17 protein-coding genes are annotated in these 16709 nt (G+C 31.2%); 13 read left to right on the forward strand and 4 right to left on the reverse strand.

All coding sequences use genetic code 11. The features are described 5' to 3' along the window. Positions 1–75: 75 nt before the first annotated feature. Positions 76–2172, forward strand: a complete 2097-nt coding sequence (locus LACAL_RS11645) for a VWA domain-containing protein (protein ID WP_013870940.1) — start codon at positions 76–78, stop codon at positions 2170–2172. A gap of 29 nt (positions 2173–2201) precedes the next feature. Here LACAL_RS11645 and LACAL_RS11650 read toward each other — a convergent pair whose 3' ends face one another. Together LACAL_RS11650 and LACAL_RS11655 are read right to left on the reverse strand one after the other, a co-directional pair. Then, on the reverse strand, positions 2202–3464 hold the full coding sequence (locus LACAL_RS11650) for a nitrate/nitrite transporter (RefSeq protein WP_013870941.1): 1263 nt from the start codon (positions 3462–3464) through the stop codon (positions 2202–2204). 4 nt (positions 3465–3468) lie between these two features. After that, a complete protein-coding gene (locus LACAL_RS11655; RefSeq protein ID WP_013870942.1) occupies positions 3469–5097 on the reverse strand; it encodes an acyl-CoA carboxylase subunit beta in 1629 nt (542 codons plus the stop codon). Positions 5098–5225: 128 nt separating this feature from the next. Between LACAL_RS11655 and LACAL_RS11660 the strand changes: the two genes are divergently transcribed. The 5 genes from LACAL_RS11660 to ettA all read left to right on the forward strand — a co-directional run bounded on the left by LACAL_RS11660 (position 5226) and on the right by ettA (position 8903). Continuing rightward, a complete protein-coding gene (locus tag LACAL_RS11660) occupies positions 5226–5756 on the forward strand; it encodes an NADPH-dependent FMN reductase (protein WP_013870943.1) in 531 nt (176 codons plus the stop codon). Next, positions 5756–6193, forward strand: coding sequence for a MarR family winged helix-turn-helix transcriptional regulator (locus tag LACAL_RS11665; RefSeq protein WP_013870944.1), 438 nt, complete (start codon positions 5756–5758; stop codon positions 6191–6193). The genes LACAL_RS11660 and LACAL_RS11665 overlap by 1 nt, the downstream gene beginning before the upstream one ends. Positions 6194–6220: 27 nt before the next feature. After that, complete coding sequence (locus LACAL_RS11670; protein WP_013870945.1) at positions 6221–6937, forward strand: pirin family protein; 717 nt, start codon at positions 6221–6223, stop codon at positions 6935–6937. 88 nt (positions 6938–7025) lie between these two features. Beyond that, the gene (locus LACAL_RS11675) at positions 7026–7208 is read left to right on the forward strand and encodes a CAL67264 family membrane protein (protein ID WP_013870946.1); all 183 of its coding nucleotides are present in this window, start codon (positions 7026–7028) and stop codon (positions 7206–7208) included. 3 nt (positions 7209–7211) lie between these two features. After that, positions 7212–8903 (forward strand): energy-dependent translational throttle protein EttA, encoded by a 1692-nt coding sequence (ettA, locus tag LACAL_RS11680; RefSeq protein WP_013870947.1) that lies wholly within the window; start codon positions 7212–7214, stop codon positions 8901–8903. Between the two features lie 53 nt (positions 8904–8956). On the opposite strand, the gene LACAL_RS11685 is transcribed toward ettA, so the two are convergent. Together LACAL_RS11685 and LACAL_RS11690 are read right to left on the reverse strand one after the other, a co-directional pair. Then, the gene (locus LACAL_RS11685; RefSeq protein WP_148256140.1) at positions 8957–9163 is read right to left on the reverse strand and encodes a hypothetical protein; all 207 of its coding nucleotides are present in this window, start codon (positions 9161–9163) and stop codon (positions 8957–8959) included. 248 nt (positions 9164–9411) lie between these two features. Beyond that, positions 9412–10182, reverse strand: coding sequence for an MBL fold metallo-hydrolase (locus tag LACAL_RS11690; protein ID WP_013870950.1), 771 nt, complete (start codon positions 10180–10182; stop codon positions 9412–9414). A gap of 172 nt (positions 10183–10354) precedes the next feature. Here LACAL_RS11690 and LACAL_RS11695 point away from each other — a divergent pair, with 172 nt between their 5' ends. The 7 genes from LACAL_RS11695 (at position 10355) to LACAL_RS11725 (ending at position 16689) form a co-directional block, all read left to right on the forward strand. Further along, complete coding sequence (locus LACAL_RS11695; protein ID WP_013870951.1) at positions 10355–11698, forward strand: hypothetical protein; 1344 nt, start codon at positions 10355–10357, stop codon at positions 11696–11698. Positions 11699–11916: 218 nt separating this feature from the next. Continuing rightward, on the forward strand, positions 11917–12159 hold the full coding sequence (locus LACAL_RS11700) for a ribbon-helix-helix domain-containing protein (RefSeq protein WP_013870952.1): 243 nt from the start codon (positions 11917–11919) through the stop codon (positions 12157–12159). Between the two features lie 3 nt (positions 12160–12162). Further along, a complete protein-coding gene (locus tag LACAL_RS11705) occupies positions 12163–12495 on the forward strand; it encodes a type II toxin-antitoxin system PemK/MazF family toxin (protein ID WP_013870953.1) in 333 nt (110 codons plus the stop codon). Between the two features lie 99 nt (positions 12496–12594). Then, entirely contained in the window at positions 12595–13650 is a 1056-nt protein-coding gene (locus tag LACAL_RS11710) for a hypothetical protein (protein ID WP_013870954.1), read from the forward strand. 10 nt (positions 13651–13660) lie between these two features. Then, the gene (locus LACAL_RS11715) at positions 13661–14101 is read left to right on the forward strand and encodes a hypothetical protein (protein WP_013870955.1); all 441 of its coding nucleotides are present in this window, start codon (positions 13661–13663) and stop codon (positions 14099–14101) included. Positions 14102–14162: 61 nt separating this feature from the next. Beyond that, a complete protein-coding gene (locus LACAL_RS11720) occupies positions 14163–16121 on the forward strand; it encodes an AAA family ATPase (RefSeq protein ID WP_013870956.1) in 1959 nt (652 codons plus the stop codon). Continuing rightward, positions 16111–16689, forward strand: coding sequence for an NUDIX domain-containing protein (locus tag LACAL_RS11725; RefSeq protein WP_013870957.1), 579 nt, complete (start codon positions 16111–16113; stop codon positions 16687–16689). The genes LACAL_RS11720 and LACAL_RS11725 overlap by 11 nt, the downstream gene beginning before the upstream one ends. The last annotated feature ends 20 nt before the right edge of the window (positions 16690–16709 follow it).

Consider the following 16709-nt stretch of genomic DNA (forward strand, 5'->3'; position numbering starts at 1 on the left):
ACTGTTTACTCATTGGGTATTTTTTAAAACAAGCTTTGGTTATAGTTTTATTATAAACTTTAAAACCATAGCATCATGAAATACATTTTAAATTTTCTATTTGTAAGCATTTTTGTAATGCAATTACAAGCACAACAAAAAACAATTTCTGGTATAATTACAGACGAAACAGGAATACCGCTTCCTGGAGTTACAATAGTTGAAAAAGGTACCACAAATGGTACACAAACAAATTTTGAAGGAAAATATACTATTAATGCAACAGCAGGTAATATTTTGTTATACAGCTTTATTGGTTATGTAAGAGAAGAACGTACTGTTGGTGAGTATTCTACAATTAGTTTTTCTATGCAACCAGATAAAAGTAGTTTAGATGAAGTTGTTGTAATGGCATATTCTAATAAAAGTAGAAGGCGAACCAAACCAACTTCTGCCGCGCAATTAGTTGCAAACAAAAACAATGTAGTAAGAACACTTCAAGGTAGCGTTTCAGGTGTTAAAATAAAAAAAGCTACAAAAACTCGAATAAATAAAGAAAATTCTTCTATTGTTTTAAGAGGTAATACATCAACAAACGGAAAAATAGAACCTTTAGTTATTATAGATGGCAAACCATCAACACAAGAAGATTTAAGAAAACTAAAAGCTAAAAAAGTAAAAGAAATTAAAATATTAAAAGATGCTGGAGCAACAGCTATTTATGGCAATAGAGGTGCAAACGGTGTTATTTTAGTAAGTACAAAAAAAGGAAACTTTACAATGCCAGATGTGCATAAAATAGCTAACGAATCGTATACTAAAATTCATGAAAATAAATTTAAATTAACAAATACATCTGCATTATCTACATTTTCTATAGACGTTGATAAAGCATCATATAGTAATGTTAGACGCATGATAAATAATGCACAGCATATTCCGGCAGATGCTGTTAAAATTGAAGAAATGATTAATTATTTTAATTATAATTATTCACAACCAAAAGATGAACATCCTTTTGCTATTCATACCGAAGTAGCACAAACGCCATGGAACAACCAAACCAAACTTGTTAAAATAGGACTACAAGGTAAAACCTATGAGAATAAAGAGCTTCCAGCTGCAAACCTTACTTTTTTAATAGATGTTTCTGGCTCTATGAGTCACGAATTAAAATTATTAAAATCTGCTTTTAAGCTATTAGTAGATCAATTAAGAGATAAAGACAAAGTATCTATTGTAGTATATGCTGGAGCAGCAGGCGTTGTTTTAGAGCCAACCTCAGGAAAAGATAAAAAGAAAATTTTAAAGGCTTTAAATAAATTACAATCTGGTGGTTCTACAGCTGGTGGAGCTGGAATAAATCTAGCTTATAAATTAGCTGAAGAAAATTTTAATAAAAACGGAAATAATAGAGTGATTTTAGCTACAGATGGTGATTTTAATGTTGGAGCATCTAGTAATCAGGCAATGGAAGATTTAATTATTGAAAAAAGAAAATCTGGCGTATTTTTATCTGTTTTAGGCTTTGGTTACGGGAATTATAAAGATGATAAATTAGAAACTTTAGCAGATAAAGGTAATGGTAACCACGCTTATATTGATACTATGCAAGAAGCAAAATTAATTTTTGGAAAAGAGTTTGGCGGTACACTATTTACTATAGCAAAAGACGTTAAAATTCAAGTAGAATTTAATCCTACAAAAGTTCAGGCTTATAGATTAATAGGGTATGAAAATAGATTATTAGCTAATGAAGATTTTATAGATGATACTAAAGATGCTGGAGAATTAGGTAGTGGTCACAAGGTTACTGCTTTATATGAAGTAATCCCGGTTGGTGTTGAAAGCAAATATATAAAAGGAGAAACACAATTAAAATATACAAAAACAGTAGAGCAGAAGCAATATTCTAATGAATTATTAACAGTAAAGTTTAGATATAAAAAACCAGATGAAGATACTAGTATAGAAATGGTACACGTAGCTACAGACAAAACAACAGAAGCATCAGTAGATATGAAGTTTGCATCGGCAGTGGCTTTATTTGGTATGCAATTAAGAGAATCTCAATTTGATAATAATTCAAATTTAGACACTGTTATAAAACTTGCAAAACAAGGTAGAGGTGAAGATGAAGATGGTTATAGAGCAGAGTTTATTAGGTTAGTAAAATCTTCTCAAAGTATATAAAAAGGCACAGTAAAAAAAGCATTTAATTTTTAAATGCTTTTTTTACAATGTTTATAAAATAAAACCGAAGCTAACGTACCAACCAACGAAAAACCACTCATAATAGCAAAAACATGTCTTAATCCCAAAGCTCCTGGGTTTTTATCTAAAAAATAGCCCATTAATGGTCCTGCAAATATATCTGGTGTGTAGCCTATAATAGAAACGACACCAACGGCAGTACCTGTAATTGCAATAGGAATTTTACTTTCTTCAAAAGCAGCAAAATATAAAACTCTAGCAGAATATACGCCTAAAGCCATTGTGCCAATTGAGAGTACGAAGAGTAATGTAAGATTTTCATTAATTATTCCGCTAGCAAAAAGCGCGCTTGTTAATAGCATTAAAATAAAACCAATTACAATCCATAAAGATGCTCTGGTTCTATCGGCAAGTAAGCCTATTATCACACCAATTAGAGGTCTTAAATACAATAAGTAAGTACCAACTTTTGCAGCTTCAATTTTATTATATTTCATAACATCTTCTGCATATTGACTAAATAAATCTGTCATTTTATAACTAAAATAAGCACAAAGTATAATAATCATTAAAAGCCAAATGGCTTTAAATTTTAATACTTGTTTAATGTTTTTTAAAGTTGGCTGATTAAAGTTTTTGTTAGAAATGTTATTAGGTAATTTTCGTAATAGAAAAAACACTAATAAAGAAACGAGAACAACAGCTACAGAAAAATAAATTATAACTTGTTTAAACGCTAAGCGTCGCTCTGCTATAGAAGTAATTTCAATATCTGTAGAAATAAACAAGGAAAAAACATAAACACCAACTGAACCAAACAAGGCGGCAACAAGTCCACGTCCACCATCTAAAAAGCCAAAAGCGAGGCCTTGTTTTTGTGTTCCTCCCCAAATTCTAGTAGCTTTAATCATTGCAGCCCAAAACAAAAAAATAGTAGTAAAACCCCAAAAACCATATAAAATATGAAGGTTAACTAAATCTGGATATGTAGAAAGGTAAAAGCCTCCAAGTGCTGTTAGTAATAAAGCCACAAACATAAGTGTATGTGGTTTAAATTTATCTGCAATTGGTCCGCCAAATAAATAAGAAAAAAATGCAACCAAACCGTAAACTGAAAAGCAACTTCCTAGTTCGGTTTGACTTATATTAAAAGCCTCTAGAAACGTTGTTCTAAAGATCCTTACAATAACAAAAGGTAATATAAAAACTGCCTCACCAGCTAGTATAAGTAACAAGATTATAAAAACTGGTGATTTAGATTTCTTTTTCATAATATTAAACCTGTAAAACACCCATATTAAAAGGTTTCTCTATAGGAGCATGATTAGCAGCCTCAATACCCATAGAAATCCAGGTTCTTGTATCTAATGGATCTATTATAGCATCTGTCCATAAACGTGAAGCAGCATAATATGGAGAGACTTGATTGTCATATCTATCTTTTATTTTAGAGAATAACTCTTCTTCCTTTTCAGGTGTAATTTCTTCGCCTTTTTTTAGTAAAGAAGCTTTTTCAATTTGTAATAAAACCTTTGCAGCACTATTACCACTCATAACAGCCAATTCTGCACTTGGCCATGCAGCAATTAACCTTGGGTCGTATGCTTTACCACACATTGCGTAGTTTCCTGCACCGTAACTATTACCAACAACAATTGTAAATTTTGGTACCACACTATTACTTACTGCATTTACCATTTTGGCACCATCTTTTATAATACCACCATGTTCACTTTTACTACCAACCATAAAGCCGGTAACATCTTGTAGGAATACTAATGGTATTTTTTTCTGGTTACAATTAGCAATAAAACGAGTAGCTTTATCTGCGCTATCGTTATAAATTACACCACCAAATTGCATTTCTCCTTTTTTAGTTTTTACTAATTTTCTTTGATTTGCAACAATACCAACTGCCCAACCATCTATTCTTGCATAAGCTGTAATAATAGTTTGGCCATAGCCTTTTTTATATTCATCATATTCGCCATTATCTACCAATCTTGAAATAATTTCAAGCATGTCATATTGGTCGGCTCTTGATTTAGGTAAAATACCGTAAATGTCTTCAGGATTCTCTTTAGGTTTTTTAGCTTCAACTCTATTAAAACCTGCAGTATCGTGATCTCCAATTTTATCTATTAATCTTTTAATAGTATCTAAAGCATCCTTATCATCCTTAGCTTTATAATCTGTAACACCAGAAATCTCACAGTGAGTTGTAGCACCACCAAGTGTTTCGTTATCTATAGTTTCTCCAATAGCAGCTTTAACCAAATAGCTACCAGCAAGAAAAATACTTCCTGTTTTATCAACAATCAAAGCTTCGTCACTCATTATAGGTAAGTAAGCGCCACCAGCAACACAACTTCCCATAACAGCGGCAATTTGTGTAATGCCCATACTACTCATTACTGCATTATTTCTAAAAATTCTTCCAAAATGTTCTTTATCTGGAAATATTTCATCTTGTAATGGTAAATACACACCAGCACTATCTACTAAATAAATAATAGGTAGTTTGTTTTCTATTGCAATTTCTTGAGCACGTAAATTCTTTTTACCGGTAATAGGAAACCAGGCTCCAGCTTTTACTGTAGCATCATTGGCAACTACTATGCATTGCTTACCACTTACATATCCTATTTTTACAACAACACCACCAGATGGGCATCCGCCGTGTTCTTCGTACATACCATCACCTACAAAAGCTCCAATTTCAATACTTTTACGCTTACTGTCTAATAAGTAATCAATACGTTCTCTAGCAGTTAATTTTCCTTTTTCGTGATGCTTATCTATTCTTTTTTGGCCACCACCAAGTTTAACTTTTGCAAAGCGATTACGTAAATCTGAAACTAGTAATTTATTATAATCTTCGTTTTTGTTGAAGTTGATATCCATGTATTTAAATTTTTAAGCTAAAATACAAAGTTTAATCACAATAAAAATAGTTAATAAAGTATTAAACACCGCGACATTATATTCTATGGAAACTAAATTAATTATATTTGAGATAAACAAAAGTATATATGAAAAAAGTAATTGCATTTGCAGGAAGTAATAGTAAAGCATCTATAAACAAACAGTTAGCAACTTATACAGCTAATAAATTAGAAGATGTAACAGTAAAAATTTTAGATTTAAACGATTATAATTTACCATTATATGGTATAGATTTAGAAAATGATCAAGGTATTCCAAAAGATGCACATTCGTTTTTAAAAGAAATAAAATCGTCTGATGGAGTAATTATCTCTTTAGCAGAACACAACGGTGCTTATACAACAGCATTTAAAAATACTATGGATTGGTTATCTAGAATTGAAAATAATTTTTGGGATAATAAACCAATGTTACTAATGGCAACATCACCAGGAAAACGTGGTGGACAATCTGTGTTAACTATAGCCAGTGATAGATTTCCAAGACATAGTGCAAATATTATAGAAACATTTTCTTTGCCTTCTTTTTACGAGAACTTTTCAAGTGAAGGTATAAAAGATCACAACTTAAATACAGAATTAGAAAATGCATTAACTAATTTTAAAAATAATATGTAATGGGAGATATTTCAAAAGAAATACAATCTTCATTTCCTAGTAACGATTTAAAAGCTTATATAAATATATTATATACAGCAAGTTGGATAAATAGTGCACAACAAGAGTTATTAAAACCTTATAATATTTCTGCACAACAATACAATATTTTAAGAATTTTAAGAGGAGCAAAGAAACCTTTAAAAGTGCAAACAGTAAAAAGTAGAATGGTTCAACGTTCGCCAAATGTTACGAGGTTAATGGATAAGTTATTTGCCAAAGATTTAATAGATAGAGTATCTTCTACAACAGATAGAAGAGTTGTTAATATAAGTATAACAACTTTAGGGTTAAATTTATTAGCAGAAATAGACAAAAAATGGAATCCAAAATTCCTTGAAAATTTAAATGAAGAGGAAGCAGGCCAATTAAGTGATTTGCTCGATAAAATAAGGTGAAAACTATAAATAATAATGAAGACTATTATGAAAACAATACTACATAAAGCAAATAGTCGAGGTCATGCAAACCATGGATGGTTACAAGCTAATTACTCGTTTAGTTTTGCAAATTATTATAATCCTGATAAATTACAATTTGGAACTCTAAGAGTTTTAAATGATGATATAATTGCTCCCAAAATGGGGTTTGGTTCACATCCTCATGATAATATGGAGATAATTACCATTCCTATAAGTGGTGAATTAAAACATAAAGACTCTATGGCTAATGAGTGGTTATCTGTTACACCAGGAGAAGTACAAGTAATGTCTGCAGGATCAGGTTTACAGCATTCAGAAATTAACGGAAGTCTTACAAGTCATTTAAATTTATTTCAAATATGGATAATTCCAAATAAAAAAAATGTTACACCAAGATATGACCAAAAACATTTTAGTTTAGAAGGTCGAAAGGATAAGTTTCAAACCATTGTGTCCTCAATAGATAATGATGACGATGGATTAAAAATTCATCAAGATGCCAAAATTTCTAGAGTAGATATTTCAAAAGAAAAAACATTAGAGTATAAAACCATTTCAAAAAATCACGGTGTATATATAATGAATGTAAACGGAAGCATATCTATAAATAATACAAACTTAAATTCAAGAGATGCAATAGCGATTTCAAATACAAATAATTTTTTAATAACAGCAGAAACTAATTCAGAAATACTTTTAATTGAAGTACCAATGCTTTAAACAAGGTAATTAACTATTAAAAACACAGTAATTACGATGCTTTTTTTATAAAAAAAACGATATTTGTAATCCCTTTAAAATATAAAATATGGCAATGAATAAAAATACAGTGTTGGCATGGGCTACCACAATAATGATAATAGTAGGATTAGGTTTAATAGCAATGGGAGCTTTTAAATATCAAGAAGTAGCTGGTTGGGGATTCGCAGCAGTTGGTGTTGGTTTTTTTGCAATAGCCTGGGTTTTTAACGCTTTAAAAGGAAGAGTATAGATTATGAGTGACGATAAAAAAATAATATTTTCAATGTCTGGTGTAACCAAGACATTTCCAAGTGCAAACACACCAGTTCTTAAAAACATTTATTTAAGTTTTTTCTACGGTGCTAAAATTGGTATTCTAGGTCTTAACGGTTCAGGTAAATCTACCTTATTAAAAATTATAGCAGGAGTAGATAAAAACTATCAAGGAGACGTTGTTTTTTCTCAGGATTACTCTGTAGGTTATTTAGAACAAGAACCACAGCTTGATGAAAATAAAACGGTAATGGAAGTTGTTCGTGAAGGTGCAGCAGAAACTGTAGCTATTTTAGATGAGTATAATTCTATTAACGATCAATTTGCTTTAGAAGAAGTTTATAGCGATGCAGATAAAATGGAAAAGCTTATGGCTAGGCAAGCAGTGCTTCAGGATGAAATTGATGCCGCTAATGCTTGGGAGTTAGATACAAAGTTAGAAATTGCAATGGATGCTTTACGTACTCCAGATGGTGATAAAAAAATAGCAGTTCTATCTGGAGGAGAAAGAAGACGTGTAGCTTTATGTCGTTTATTATTAAAAGAACCAGATGTATTATTGTTAGATGAGCCAACAAACCACTTAGATGCAGAATCTGTACATTGGTTAGAGCACCACTTAGCGCAATATAAAGGAACTGTAATTGCAGTAACGCACGATAGATACTTTTTGGATAATGTTGCAGGATGGATTTTAGAATTAGATAGAGGTGAAGGAATCCCTTGGAAAGGAAACTACTCATCTTGGTTAGACCAAAAGTCTAAACGTATGGCTCAAGAAAGTAAAACAGCATCTAAAAGACAAAAAACATTAGAGCGCGAGCTGGAATGGGTTAAACAAGGCGCAAAAGGTAGACAAACAAAACAAAAGGCACGTTTAAAAAATTACGACAAGTTAATGAGTCAAGATCAAAAACAGCTTGACGAAAAACTTGAAATATATATTCCTAATGGACCACGTTTAGGAACAAATGTTATAGAAGCCAAAAATGTTGCCAAAGCGTATGACGATAAGTTATTATATGACGATTTAAACTTTAATTTACCACAAGCAGGAATAGTTGGTGTTATTGGTCCAAATGGTGCTGGTAAAACCACTATTTTTAAAATGATAATGGGTGAAGAAACTCCAGATAAAGGAGAGTTTATTGTTGGTGAAACAGCTAAAATAGCTTACGTTGACCAAAAACATTCTAATATAGATTCAGAAAAAACAATTTGGCAAAACTTTAGTGACGAGCAAGAGTTAGTAATGATGGGAGGAAAGCAAGTAAATTCTCGTGCCTATTTAAGTCGTTTTAATTTCAGCGGAAGTGAACAAAACAAAAAAGTAAAGTTATTATCTGGTGGTGAGCGTAACCGTTTACATTTAGCAATGACGCTTAAAGAAGAAGGAAACGTATTACTGTTAGATGAGCCAACAAACGATTTAGATGTAAATACACTAAGAGCGCTTGAAGAAGGCTTAGAAAATTTTGCAGGTTGTGCAGTTGTAATTAGTCACGATAGATGGTTCTTAGATAGAATTTGTACACATATTTTAGCTTTCGAAGGTGATAGTCAAGTTTATTTCTTTGAAGGTGGATTTAGTGAATATGAAGAAAACAAAAAGAAACGTCTTGGTGGAGATTTAATGCCAAAACGTATTAAATATAAAAAGTTAATTAGATAATTATTTTAATAAAACAATAAAAAAAAGCAGACTTAATTTAAGTCTGCTTTTTTTTATTGGTATAAATGGCCATCTGTAAAATCCTCATATTTTTTAGAGACCTTATTTTGTAGTGAGTCTAATTGCTCGCTTTCTTTTTTAAGTTTTTTTTGCTGTTTCTTTATTTTAATTTGCTGAAAAGAAATAATCAATATTAAAAATACAAGTACAGCGAGAATTCCAGTTAAAATAAAAATATTAGATACTAAACTAATCATCATATTTATTTTTATGCTGCTTAAGTTTAATACTAGATCTTAAACTATTTATTAATAGTAATAATACAGCTACTAACGCTATTACAAGAATAATACATACTTTATTAGACAGTATTTCTTCTAGCAAAGAAGAGAATAGTTTTTGATTAATTATTATGGATAACATTGATTATTAGCAAATTGGTTCATCAAATATATAATAATATTAACTAAAACCTATAAAAAATGTTAAACAATAAAATTTTAAATAATTAATTATTAGAGTACCAATCTAATTGTACAACTTCAATTTTATTATTTTTTTTGTTAACAATATCTTTAAATGCACCTACATCACTTAAACCTTCAGTTCCTCTATAATGATATGGGTAAACTTGTTTTGGTTTAAAACTTAAAACAGCATCGGCAGCACTTTCTACAGTCATTGTATAAGGTAAATTCATACAAATAAATGCTTTATCAATATTTTTTAATGCTCTCATTTCAGGAATATCTTCTGTATCTCCAGAAATATAAACACGTTGTTTTCCAAAAGTTAAAACATATCCATTTCCTCTACCTTTAGGATGGAAGTGTAGTGCTTCTTCTCTTAAATTATACATAGGTATGGCTTCTATATTAAACGTTTCAAATTCTTCTTTAGCGCCATTAATCATTGTTGTAGTTATACTTCTTATATTTTTAGGTAGCTGTTCATAAACAGCTTCTGGAGCAATAATTTTAGCGTTAGATAAATCTAAAGCTTCAATAGTATTTAAATGTAAATGATCGCTATGTATATCTGTAATTAAAATATAGTCAGGTTTCGAAAATGTTTCAAAAGCATCTTTACCACCAGTTGGATCAACATATATTGTTTTTTCACCATAATTTAAAACCATTGTGGCATGCTCAATAGGTGTTATTTTTAATTCAGCAATTTCTTTTTCAGGAGCTTCAATTTCTATAGTTTCTTTTTTATCATTTTTACACGCAGTTAAACTAATAGCTAGAGCAAGAATTAGATAGTATTTTATTTTCATATTTTATAGTATTATAATTTTGGTTAAAGATAATTTCTTTATTTAAAATAATATAATTGTAACATTTAAATTAAAGTTAATACATATAAGTATGCAATTTTATTTTGAAAGTAGATTTTTTTAACGAAATTGCTTAGCATAAAATGTACAACCTTAAAACTAAAAATACCTTATGTCTGACGATTTTGACTTACTAGAAACAAATTCAAACGAAAAAACCGAAAAAGTAGATGTTAATTGGGGAAAAGCTATAGATACCATGAAGTCTAAGCTTGCTCAAGAAGACGATCCAGAAAGCCGTCAAAAAATTCTTAACGCAACATTAGACGATGTTGTAAACATGGCAGAAAAAGACAGAACAACGCTTTTAGATGCTATTAAAGATTTAACAGATTATCAAGATGAGGTTGGTATATTGTTCGAGCGTTTTTCATCTTTAAACGAAACCGAACAAAAAGTAATAGACGATGCACAAAAAGCATTAGAACGTGCAAAGGTTGAACTTGAAGATGCAAAAAACAAACCAGACACGTGGTGGAATAACCTTTGGGGACGTAAAAGCAAAATCGCAAAAGCAGAACAAGCATTAAAAGATGCAGAGAAAGTTAGAGCAGGAGCAGACAATAAGGCAAAAGCAATGTTTCAAGAGCGTATAGAAAGCGCAGATGTACAAACATTATTAAGCGAGTTATCTTACAAATCTCAAGCAGCAGTAACGCGTTTAAAAAACCGTGAAGTAGAGATTAAAGAAGTAGAAGAAAAACTTAAAGACGCTATTGTAGAAGCATCAAAAAACCATACAAAAGCCTTAGAGAAAAAGAAAGAAACCGAAGCGAAGCTAGAAGAGCAATACGCTTTACTTAAACAAGCACGTCAAGCACTAGAAGAAATAGTAGATAAACAATCTGCCGAATACTCAGAAGCCTTATCAAAAGTAACCACTTTAGAGCAAAAAGTAGAAGAGTTAGAAGGACTTAAAAACGCTTACACAACACTAGCCGCTTCAAAAGACAGTTTCGTGCATAAACATAATTTAACCATTAAAGTACTAACATCTTTACGTAGTAACTTACAAACGCATCGTGCAAAATTAAAAAGTGATACAGACGAGCGTTTAAAATATTACGATGGTTACGTTGTGGCTTTAAAAGCAAGAACAGACCAAGAATTCGCAGCAATTTTAGAACATTTAGGAGTTAAAACCGATGAACATATTGGAGAAACACTAGCATCTATGCATACCGCAAGTGCAAAAGCAAGACAAGAAATGATGGACAATATTCCAGTTCACGAAAAAGTAATGCAAGGTGTTTACGGTAGTTATGCTGAAGCTTTAAGCGAGATTCGTGCAAAAGATGTAGACATCCAAAAAAACTTTGCAGAACGTTACGGTATAGACATGAAAGAAATTTTTGAAGACTATTACGCAGCAGATGCAAACGCACCTTCAGGCGATGGAGATAATGCTCCAGCACCAAAAAAGGAAGACACAAGCAACGAAGATTTACTAGGCTAAAATAATGATGGCGTTACCTACTTTTGCTTTTAATGGCAAAAGTAGGTCAGGCTTTCACTACTCGCTCTCTGCGAGGAGCTCAAACAAGCCGTTCAATCCTTAACGCATACACTATTAAGTTCTGTTTAAGCCTAAAAATTGGTGCTATTTATAATTTATATTTACATTTTGTAAATATTTATTACATTTGTATTAAGTAAATAAATAAAAACAAATTCATGGCAACATTTACATCTTCTTTACCAAACGAGCTTTTAGATAAGTTATCAAATGCAGCTAAAGAGTTAAAGCTTCCTAAAAACAAACTTTTAGAAAAAGCTTTAGAGCTTTATTTAGAACAAATAGAAAAAGCGAGTTACATTAAATCTTACAAATTAGCTGGTGAAGATAAAGACGTTTTAATGGTTGCCGAAGAAGGTATGCAAGACTATTTCAATACAATAAACGAAATAGAATCTTAATACATGAAACAAGGCGAAATTTGGGAGTTGTATTTAAACCCAACAAAAGGTAGTGAGCAAAGTGGTAGAAGACCAGCAGTAATAATAAGTGGTAATATGTTAAACACCTATTTGCAAGTGGTAATTGTTTGTCCTTTAACAACTAGTGTGAAAAATTATAAAGGTAATTTAATACTTGAGCCTAACGCAATAAATGGTTTAGCTAAAACATCAGAAGTCTTAACCTTTCATGTACGTTCTGTTTCTAAAACAAGATTAGATAAAAAAATTGGAAAAATACCAATTAAGGATGTGGAGGTTATTAAAAAAACCTTAAACGATATTCTTAAATTTTAACAAAATTGAAATCAGTAGTAATCGTGTTTAAATAACACAAGAGTAAGCAGGCTAAAAGTAGTTATTGAAAACTGCAACTAAAAATTGAATACTAAAAACATGTCATTAAACCACATAGTAACACCATTAGACTCAGCTGTTTTAGACAGTAAAGAACAATACGTGTTCTATCATAAAAAAGTAGATTTTGCATTAAAAGAACTCATTACAAGTGTGCAATTCAACACATTATGCACAGGACAAGAAATGACGTATTTTAAACAATACTGCGACCTACTATTATATTCTATCGAAGCCATGCGTGTAAAATACATGTACGACGATGAAGATAATATGAAGGTAGATTTAACCGATTCTGGTTTCCCAAACTACTTAGAGTTTCGTTATCTGTATAACGATTTATCACTACGCGATAATTACTTAAATAAATTAAAAGACGTAAGCGAATTACAAGAAGAGTTTTTAACGCAATTAATGCATAAAAAGGAACCTGTAAGACGCGACAAACTCTTTCAAGCAGCATCCATTGTTTATTACACTAGCGTAGAACAAAAATATATATTCAACCGTTTTGTACAAGGTAAAATAATAGAAGCAGAAGCAGGAAGTCAAGCAGAATATATGGTAAGTTGGAGTTTTTACGACGTGGCATTAAACAGACCATTTATCTGTTTTATGTATTTCTATTACGATGGTAAAAGTCCAGAAAGTATAAAAGAAGAACTTTACGATACACTAAAAAACGTTGCAGACAGAAAAATGCCGTTAGACACTATGGCTTATGGTATAGACAGACGATTAAAAGACGTAAAACCTAAACACATAAAACGTATAGATTTAGGGCCATTCCATAACATATTTGCAAAAGACGAAAATATTTTAACGCACAGTATTTTAGAAAGCATAGCTAAAAAAGAAATACCATTAGAATCTTACGCATTATCTCTAAAAATAGATGAGGTTTTATCTGGTAGTGAATTTAAAGAAGGTGGCTATTTTAGTAAACAAACCTTACAGAAATGGAGCGATGTAATAAAGCAAAACTACGTGTTTGCACCACATCGTATCATTCAATTATTATACAACAAAAATTCTGAAATTATGAACAAGTTGGCAAAACCACCTTTTCAAGTAGCAGATTTAAAAATGAAGTAAAAATTTAATTATGAAAAAACAATTACTATTTACAACCTTATTATTTATTACATTTTTTAGTTTTTCACAATCAGCACCTAAAGAGAGTGCAGAACTTTTCTTTAAAGAATTTAAAGAGAAAGGTTCATCAACAGCTATCGATAATTTATACAAACCTAATAAATGGATTAGTAAGAATTCAGATGCTATAATTCAATTAAAAAGTCAAATAGCAGGATTAAATGAAGATTTTGTTGGCAAGCTATATGGCCATGAATTAATGTTTGAAAAAAAACTAGCAGATAGCTATATATTATTGAGTTACATGGTTAAATACGATAGACAACCAATTCGTTTTACATTTCAATTTTATAAACCTAATGATGAGTGGGTTATTTACAGCTTTAAATACGATGGTAATATTGACGAAGAAGTAGAAGAGTCTGCAAAACTTTACAACTTCAGACTTTAAAAATATTACTTTCAAAAACCAATAATCAAAAATATTTGCTGAAAACTGAAGACTAAAAAAAATGGAGCATAACTCAACATTCCCTATAAAACAAAACGAATTAAACATGCTTCGCGACGAAGCAAGCGGTTACCTTAAAAGTATACAGTGGGAGCAAGGCGCAAGAGCTAAAAATAAAGATAAAGACGCAAAAGATGAATCTATATTATTGTATTTATCTCGTGCAAATAATGGAAGTGGAGCTACTCAGGTAACTTCGGTGTCAAAAACCATATTAGCTTTAAAAAAGCGATTATTACCAGATTCTATTGCCATTCCTGTACATTTAAATCAAACACTTTATGCCGTACAAGAAGGTATAGCATTAGGTATTTGGGTTAAAGATAGTTATTATGATGCTTCAGGATTATCTGGTTTGCACGAGCGTAGAAGTGGTTTAGATAGTAACGGAAAACGAGAATACGAAAGTAAAATGCATACAGCAACAGCATTTATGCTCTTTTCTATGGCTTACAATGTGCTTCATAATTTAAAACCACATGCATCAGATGATTTATCTGTAATGAAACAAAAATTTGCTGGACTTCCAGAAGTTTCGTTTATGTCACCATTAAAAGGTATTGCGTGTAGTTTATTTTACTACGATAAATATTTAGGGCATCCAGATATTATAAAAACCGATAAAGATGTAGTAGATTTTACAGTGGTTTATTTCGAGGCATTAATAGATGAAATTCAACTACGTAAAAGCAGCTTAGAGTACACCGAAACCATTGTCGATAGAACCTATAAATTAGAAAATAGCGATTTTGCCATTTCAGGTTGGGACAACGTATTTGCAGGAACAGCAAAAAGCGTTGAATTTAATAAAATACAATTCGAACAAATAGTAGGAAACAGAGATGCAAAGCACTTTGCAAGACGTTTAACAGAACGTATGCTAAGCTACGATTTCGAGGCTAAAAAGAATCCATTTCAAGAGCTTGGTGGTTTTATGCCAGTTTTTATGGGTTACGGTATTCCAGGAACAGGAAAAAGTATGCTTATTGCAGCCATTGCAACACGTTTAAAAGAACATTGCGATAATTTAGATATTCCGTTTTTATTTCATCCAATGCCAGATACTTTAATAAGTACATTTCAAGGTGGAAGTGCCGAGAAAATGGTAGAATGGATGAAACCAATGCAAGATCCTTCAAAATTAATTTTTGCACCAATTGATGATGCCGAAAACAATTTACAAGAACGAACAGCACAAGGTGTTTCGGCAGGTGTAAAAGAAGTTATTGGTGTTTTTCTGCGTTATACCGAAGGCGCTTACGCTGTAAATTATGGTAATAGTTCAATTGGGTTATTTACCAATTTACCAGAAATGTTAGATAAAGCGGTAATTTCTCGTGTACAAGGTCGATTTAAAATTGATGGTGCAAGAACAGAGCACGATTTCTTAGACCAAGATCATTTATGGTGGCGAAAACTTGAGCAAACCATGCCAGAATTTATAAACATGAAAAGCCCAGGCGATTACGAATATTTAAAAGCCCAAGGTTTAGCAAAAAACATGGGAGATATTTTAAATACTATCGAAAAACCAACCGAAGCTAGAGTTTTAGAAGCTTACCATAAAGCCGAAAAGCAAAATAAGGTTAACGAGCATGAGTTTTTTGCTAATTTATATTTAGAGATTCAAAAAATATTTCCATTCTTTTCTTCAAGAGATGTTAGAAATATTCAATCGGCAATATCATTACGTTTAACCGATTTTGATTTAGAACAAGATTGGTTTGATAATCCTGAAATTTATTTCAAAAAAGATTACAATACCAAGTTAAATATGCTTCAGGAATTGATGAAGCAAAACATGAAAGGTTTAGATTTTTCAGAAATTAGAAGACAAGAAGTTGTACGTTATTTAGATAATGTGGCAACCATTGCAGATACCGATTTTAAACGAAAAGTTGATGCACGCGTAAATCAATTAAATATTGAAACCAAAGCAAGAGAACAGTTTGGGAAATAGAATAAAAAATATAACCGAAAGAACTTTACATAAAGGTTGGGCAACATTAAGCGAGATTTTTTTCGATTATAAAATGAGTTCTGGCGAATGGACGCATAAACGGAGAGAATCGTACAATCGTGGTGATGGCGCAACAATTTTATTATACAATAAAGAAAAGCAAACTGTAATTTTGGTAAAACAGTTTAGAGTTTCGGCATATTTAAACCAACATAAAACTGGTTTTATACTAGAAACTTGTGCAGGAATGTTAGATGACGATACGCCAGAAACCTGCATAATTAGAGAAGTAGAAGAAGAAACAGGTTATAGATTACCTAAAGTCACCAAGATTTTTGATGCCTATTCATCGCCAGGCGCATTAACCGAGAAACTTCACTATTTTGTTGGAGAATATACCAGTGATATGAAAGTGAGCTCTGGTGGTGGCGTTGAAAGTGAACAAGAAGATATCGAAATTATAGAGATGCCTTTTAAAACAGCCTTAAAAGGCATTGAAACAGGAGAAATTGTAGATATAAAAACAATAGTTTTACTACAACACGCAAAAATTAATAAGCTGTTATAGTTTTTATTTAATATAAAATC

Source organism: Lacinutrix sp. 5H-3-7-4, assembly GCF_000211855.2.
Taxonomy (GTDB): Bacteria; Bacteroidota; Bacteroidia; order Flavobacteriales; family Flavobacteriaceae; genus Lacinutrix.

Bases quoted from the DNA above. Each gene is read 5' to 3' on its own strand.
- LACAL_RS11645 (WP_013870940.1), top strand. From the start codon at position 76: ATGAAATACATTTTAAATTTTCTATTTGTAAGCATTTTTGTAATGCAA.
- LACAL_RS11650 (WP_013870941.1), bottom strand. From the start codon at position 3,464: ATGAAAAAGAAATCTAAATCACCAGTTTTTATAATCTTGTTACTTATA.
- LACAL_RS11655 (WP_013870942.1), bottom strand. From the start codon at position 5,097: ATGGATATCAACTTCAACAAAAACGAAGATTATAATAAATTACTAGTT.
- LACAL_RS11660 (WP_013870943.1), top strand. From the start codon at position 5,226: ATGAAAAAAGTAATTGCATTTGCAGGAAGTAATAGTAAAGCATCTATA.
- LACAL_RS11665 (WP_013870944.1), top strand. From the start codon at position 5,756: ATGGGAGATATTTCAAAAGAAATACAATCTTCATTTCCTAGTAACGAT.
- LACAL_RS11670 (WP_013870945.1), top strand. From the start codon at position 6,221: ATGAAAACAATACTACATAAAGCAAATAGTCGAGGTCATGCAAACCAT.
- LACAL_RS11675 (WP_013870946.1), top strand. From the start codon at position 7,026: ATGGCAATGAATAAAAATACAGTGTTGGCATGGGCTACCACAATAATG.
- ettA (WP_013870947.1), top strand. From the start codon at position 7,212: ATGAGTGACGATAAAAAAATAATATTTTCAATGTCTGGTGTAACCAAG.
- LACAL_RS11685 (WP_148256140.1), bottom strand. From the start codon at position 9,163: ATGATGATTAGTTTAGTATCTAATATTTTTATTTTAACTGGAATTCTC.
- LACAL_RS11690 (WP_013870950.1), bottom strand. From the start codon at position 10,182: ATGAAAATAAAATACTATCTAATTCTTGCTCTAGCTATTAGTTTAACT.
- LACAL_RS11695 (WP_013870951.1), top strand. From the start codon at position 10,355: ATGTCTGACGATTTTGACTTACTAGAAACAAATTCAAACGAAAAAACC.
- LACAL_RS11700 (WP_013870952.1), top strand. From the start codon at position 11,917: ATGGCAACATTTACATCTTCTTTACCAAACGAGCTTTTAGATAAGTTA.
- LACAL_RS11705 (WP_013870953.1), top strand. From the start codon at position 12,163: ATGAAACAAGGCGAAATTTGGGAGTTGTATTTAAACCCAACAAAAGGT.
- LACAL_RS11710 (WP_013870954.1), top strand. From the start codon at position 12,595: ATGTCATTAAACCACATAGTAACACCATTAGACTCAGCTGTTTTAGAC.
- LACAL_RS11715 (WP_013870955.1), top strand. From the start codon at position 13,661: ATGAAAAAACAATTACTATTTACAACCTTATTATTTATTACATTTTTT.
- LACAL_RS11720 (WP_013870956.1), top strand. From the start codon at position 14,163: ATGGAGCATAACTCAACATTCCCTATAAAACAAAACGAATTAAACATG.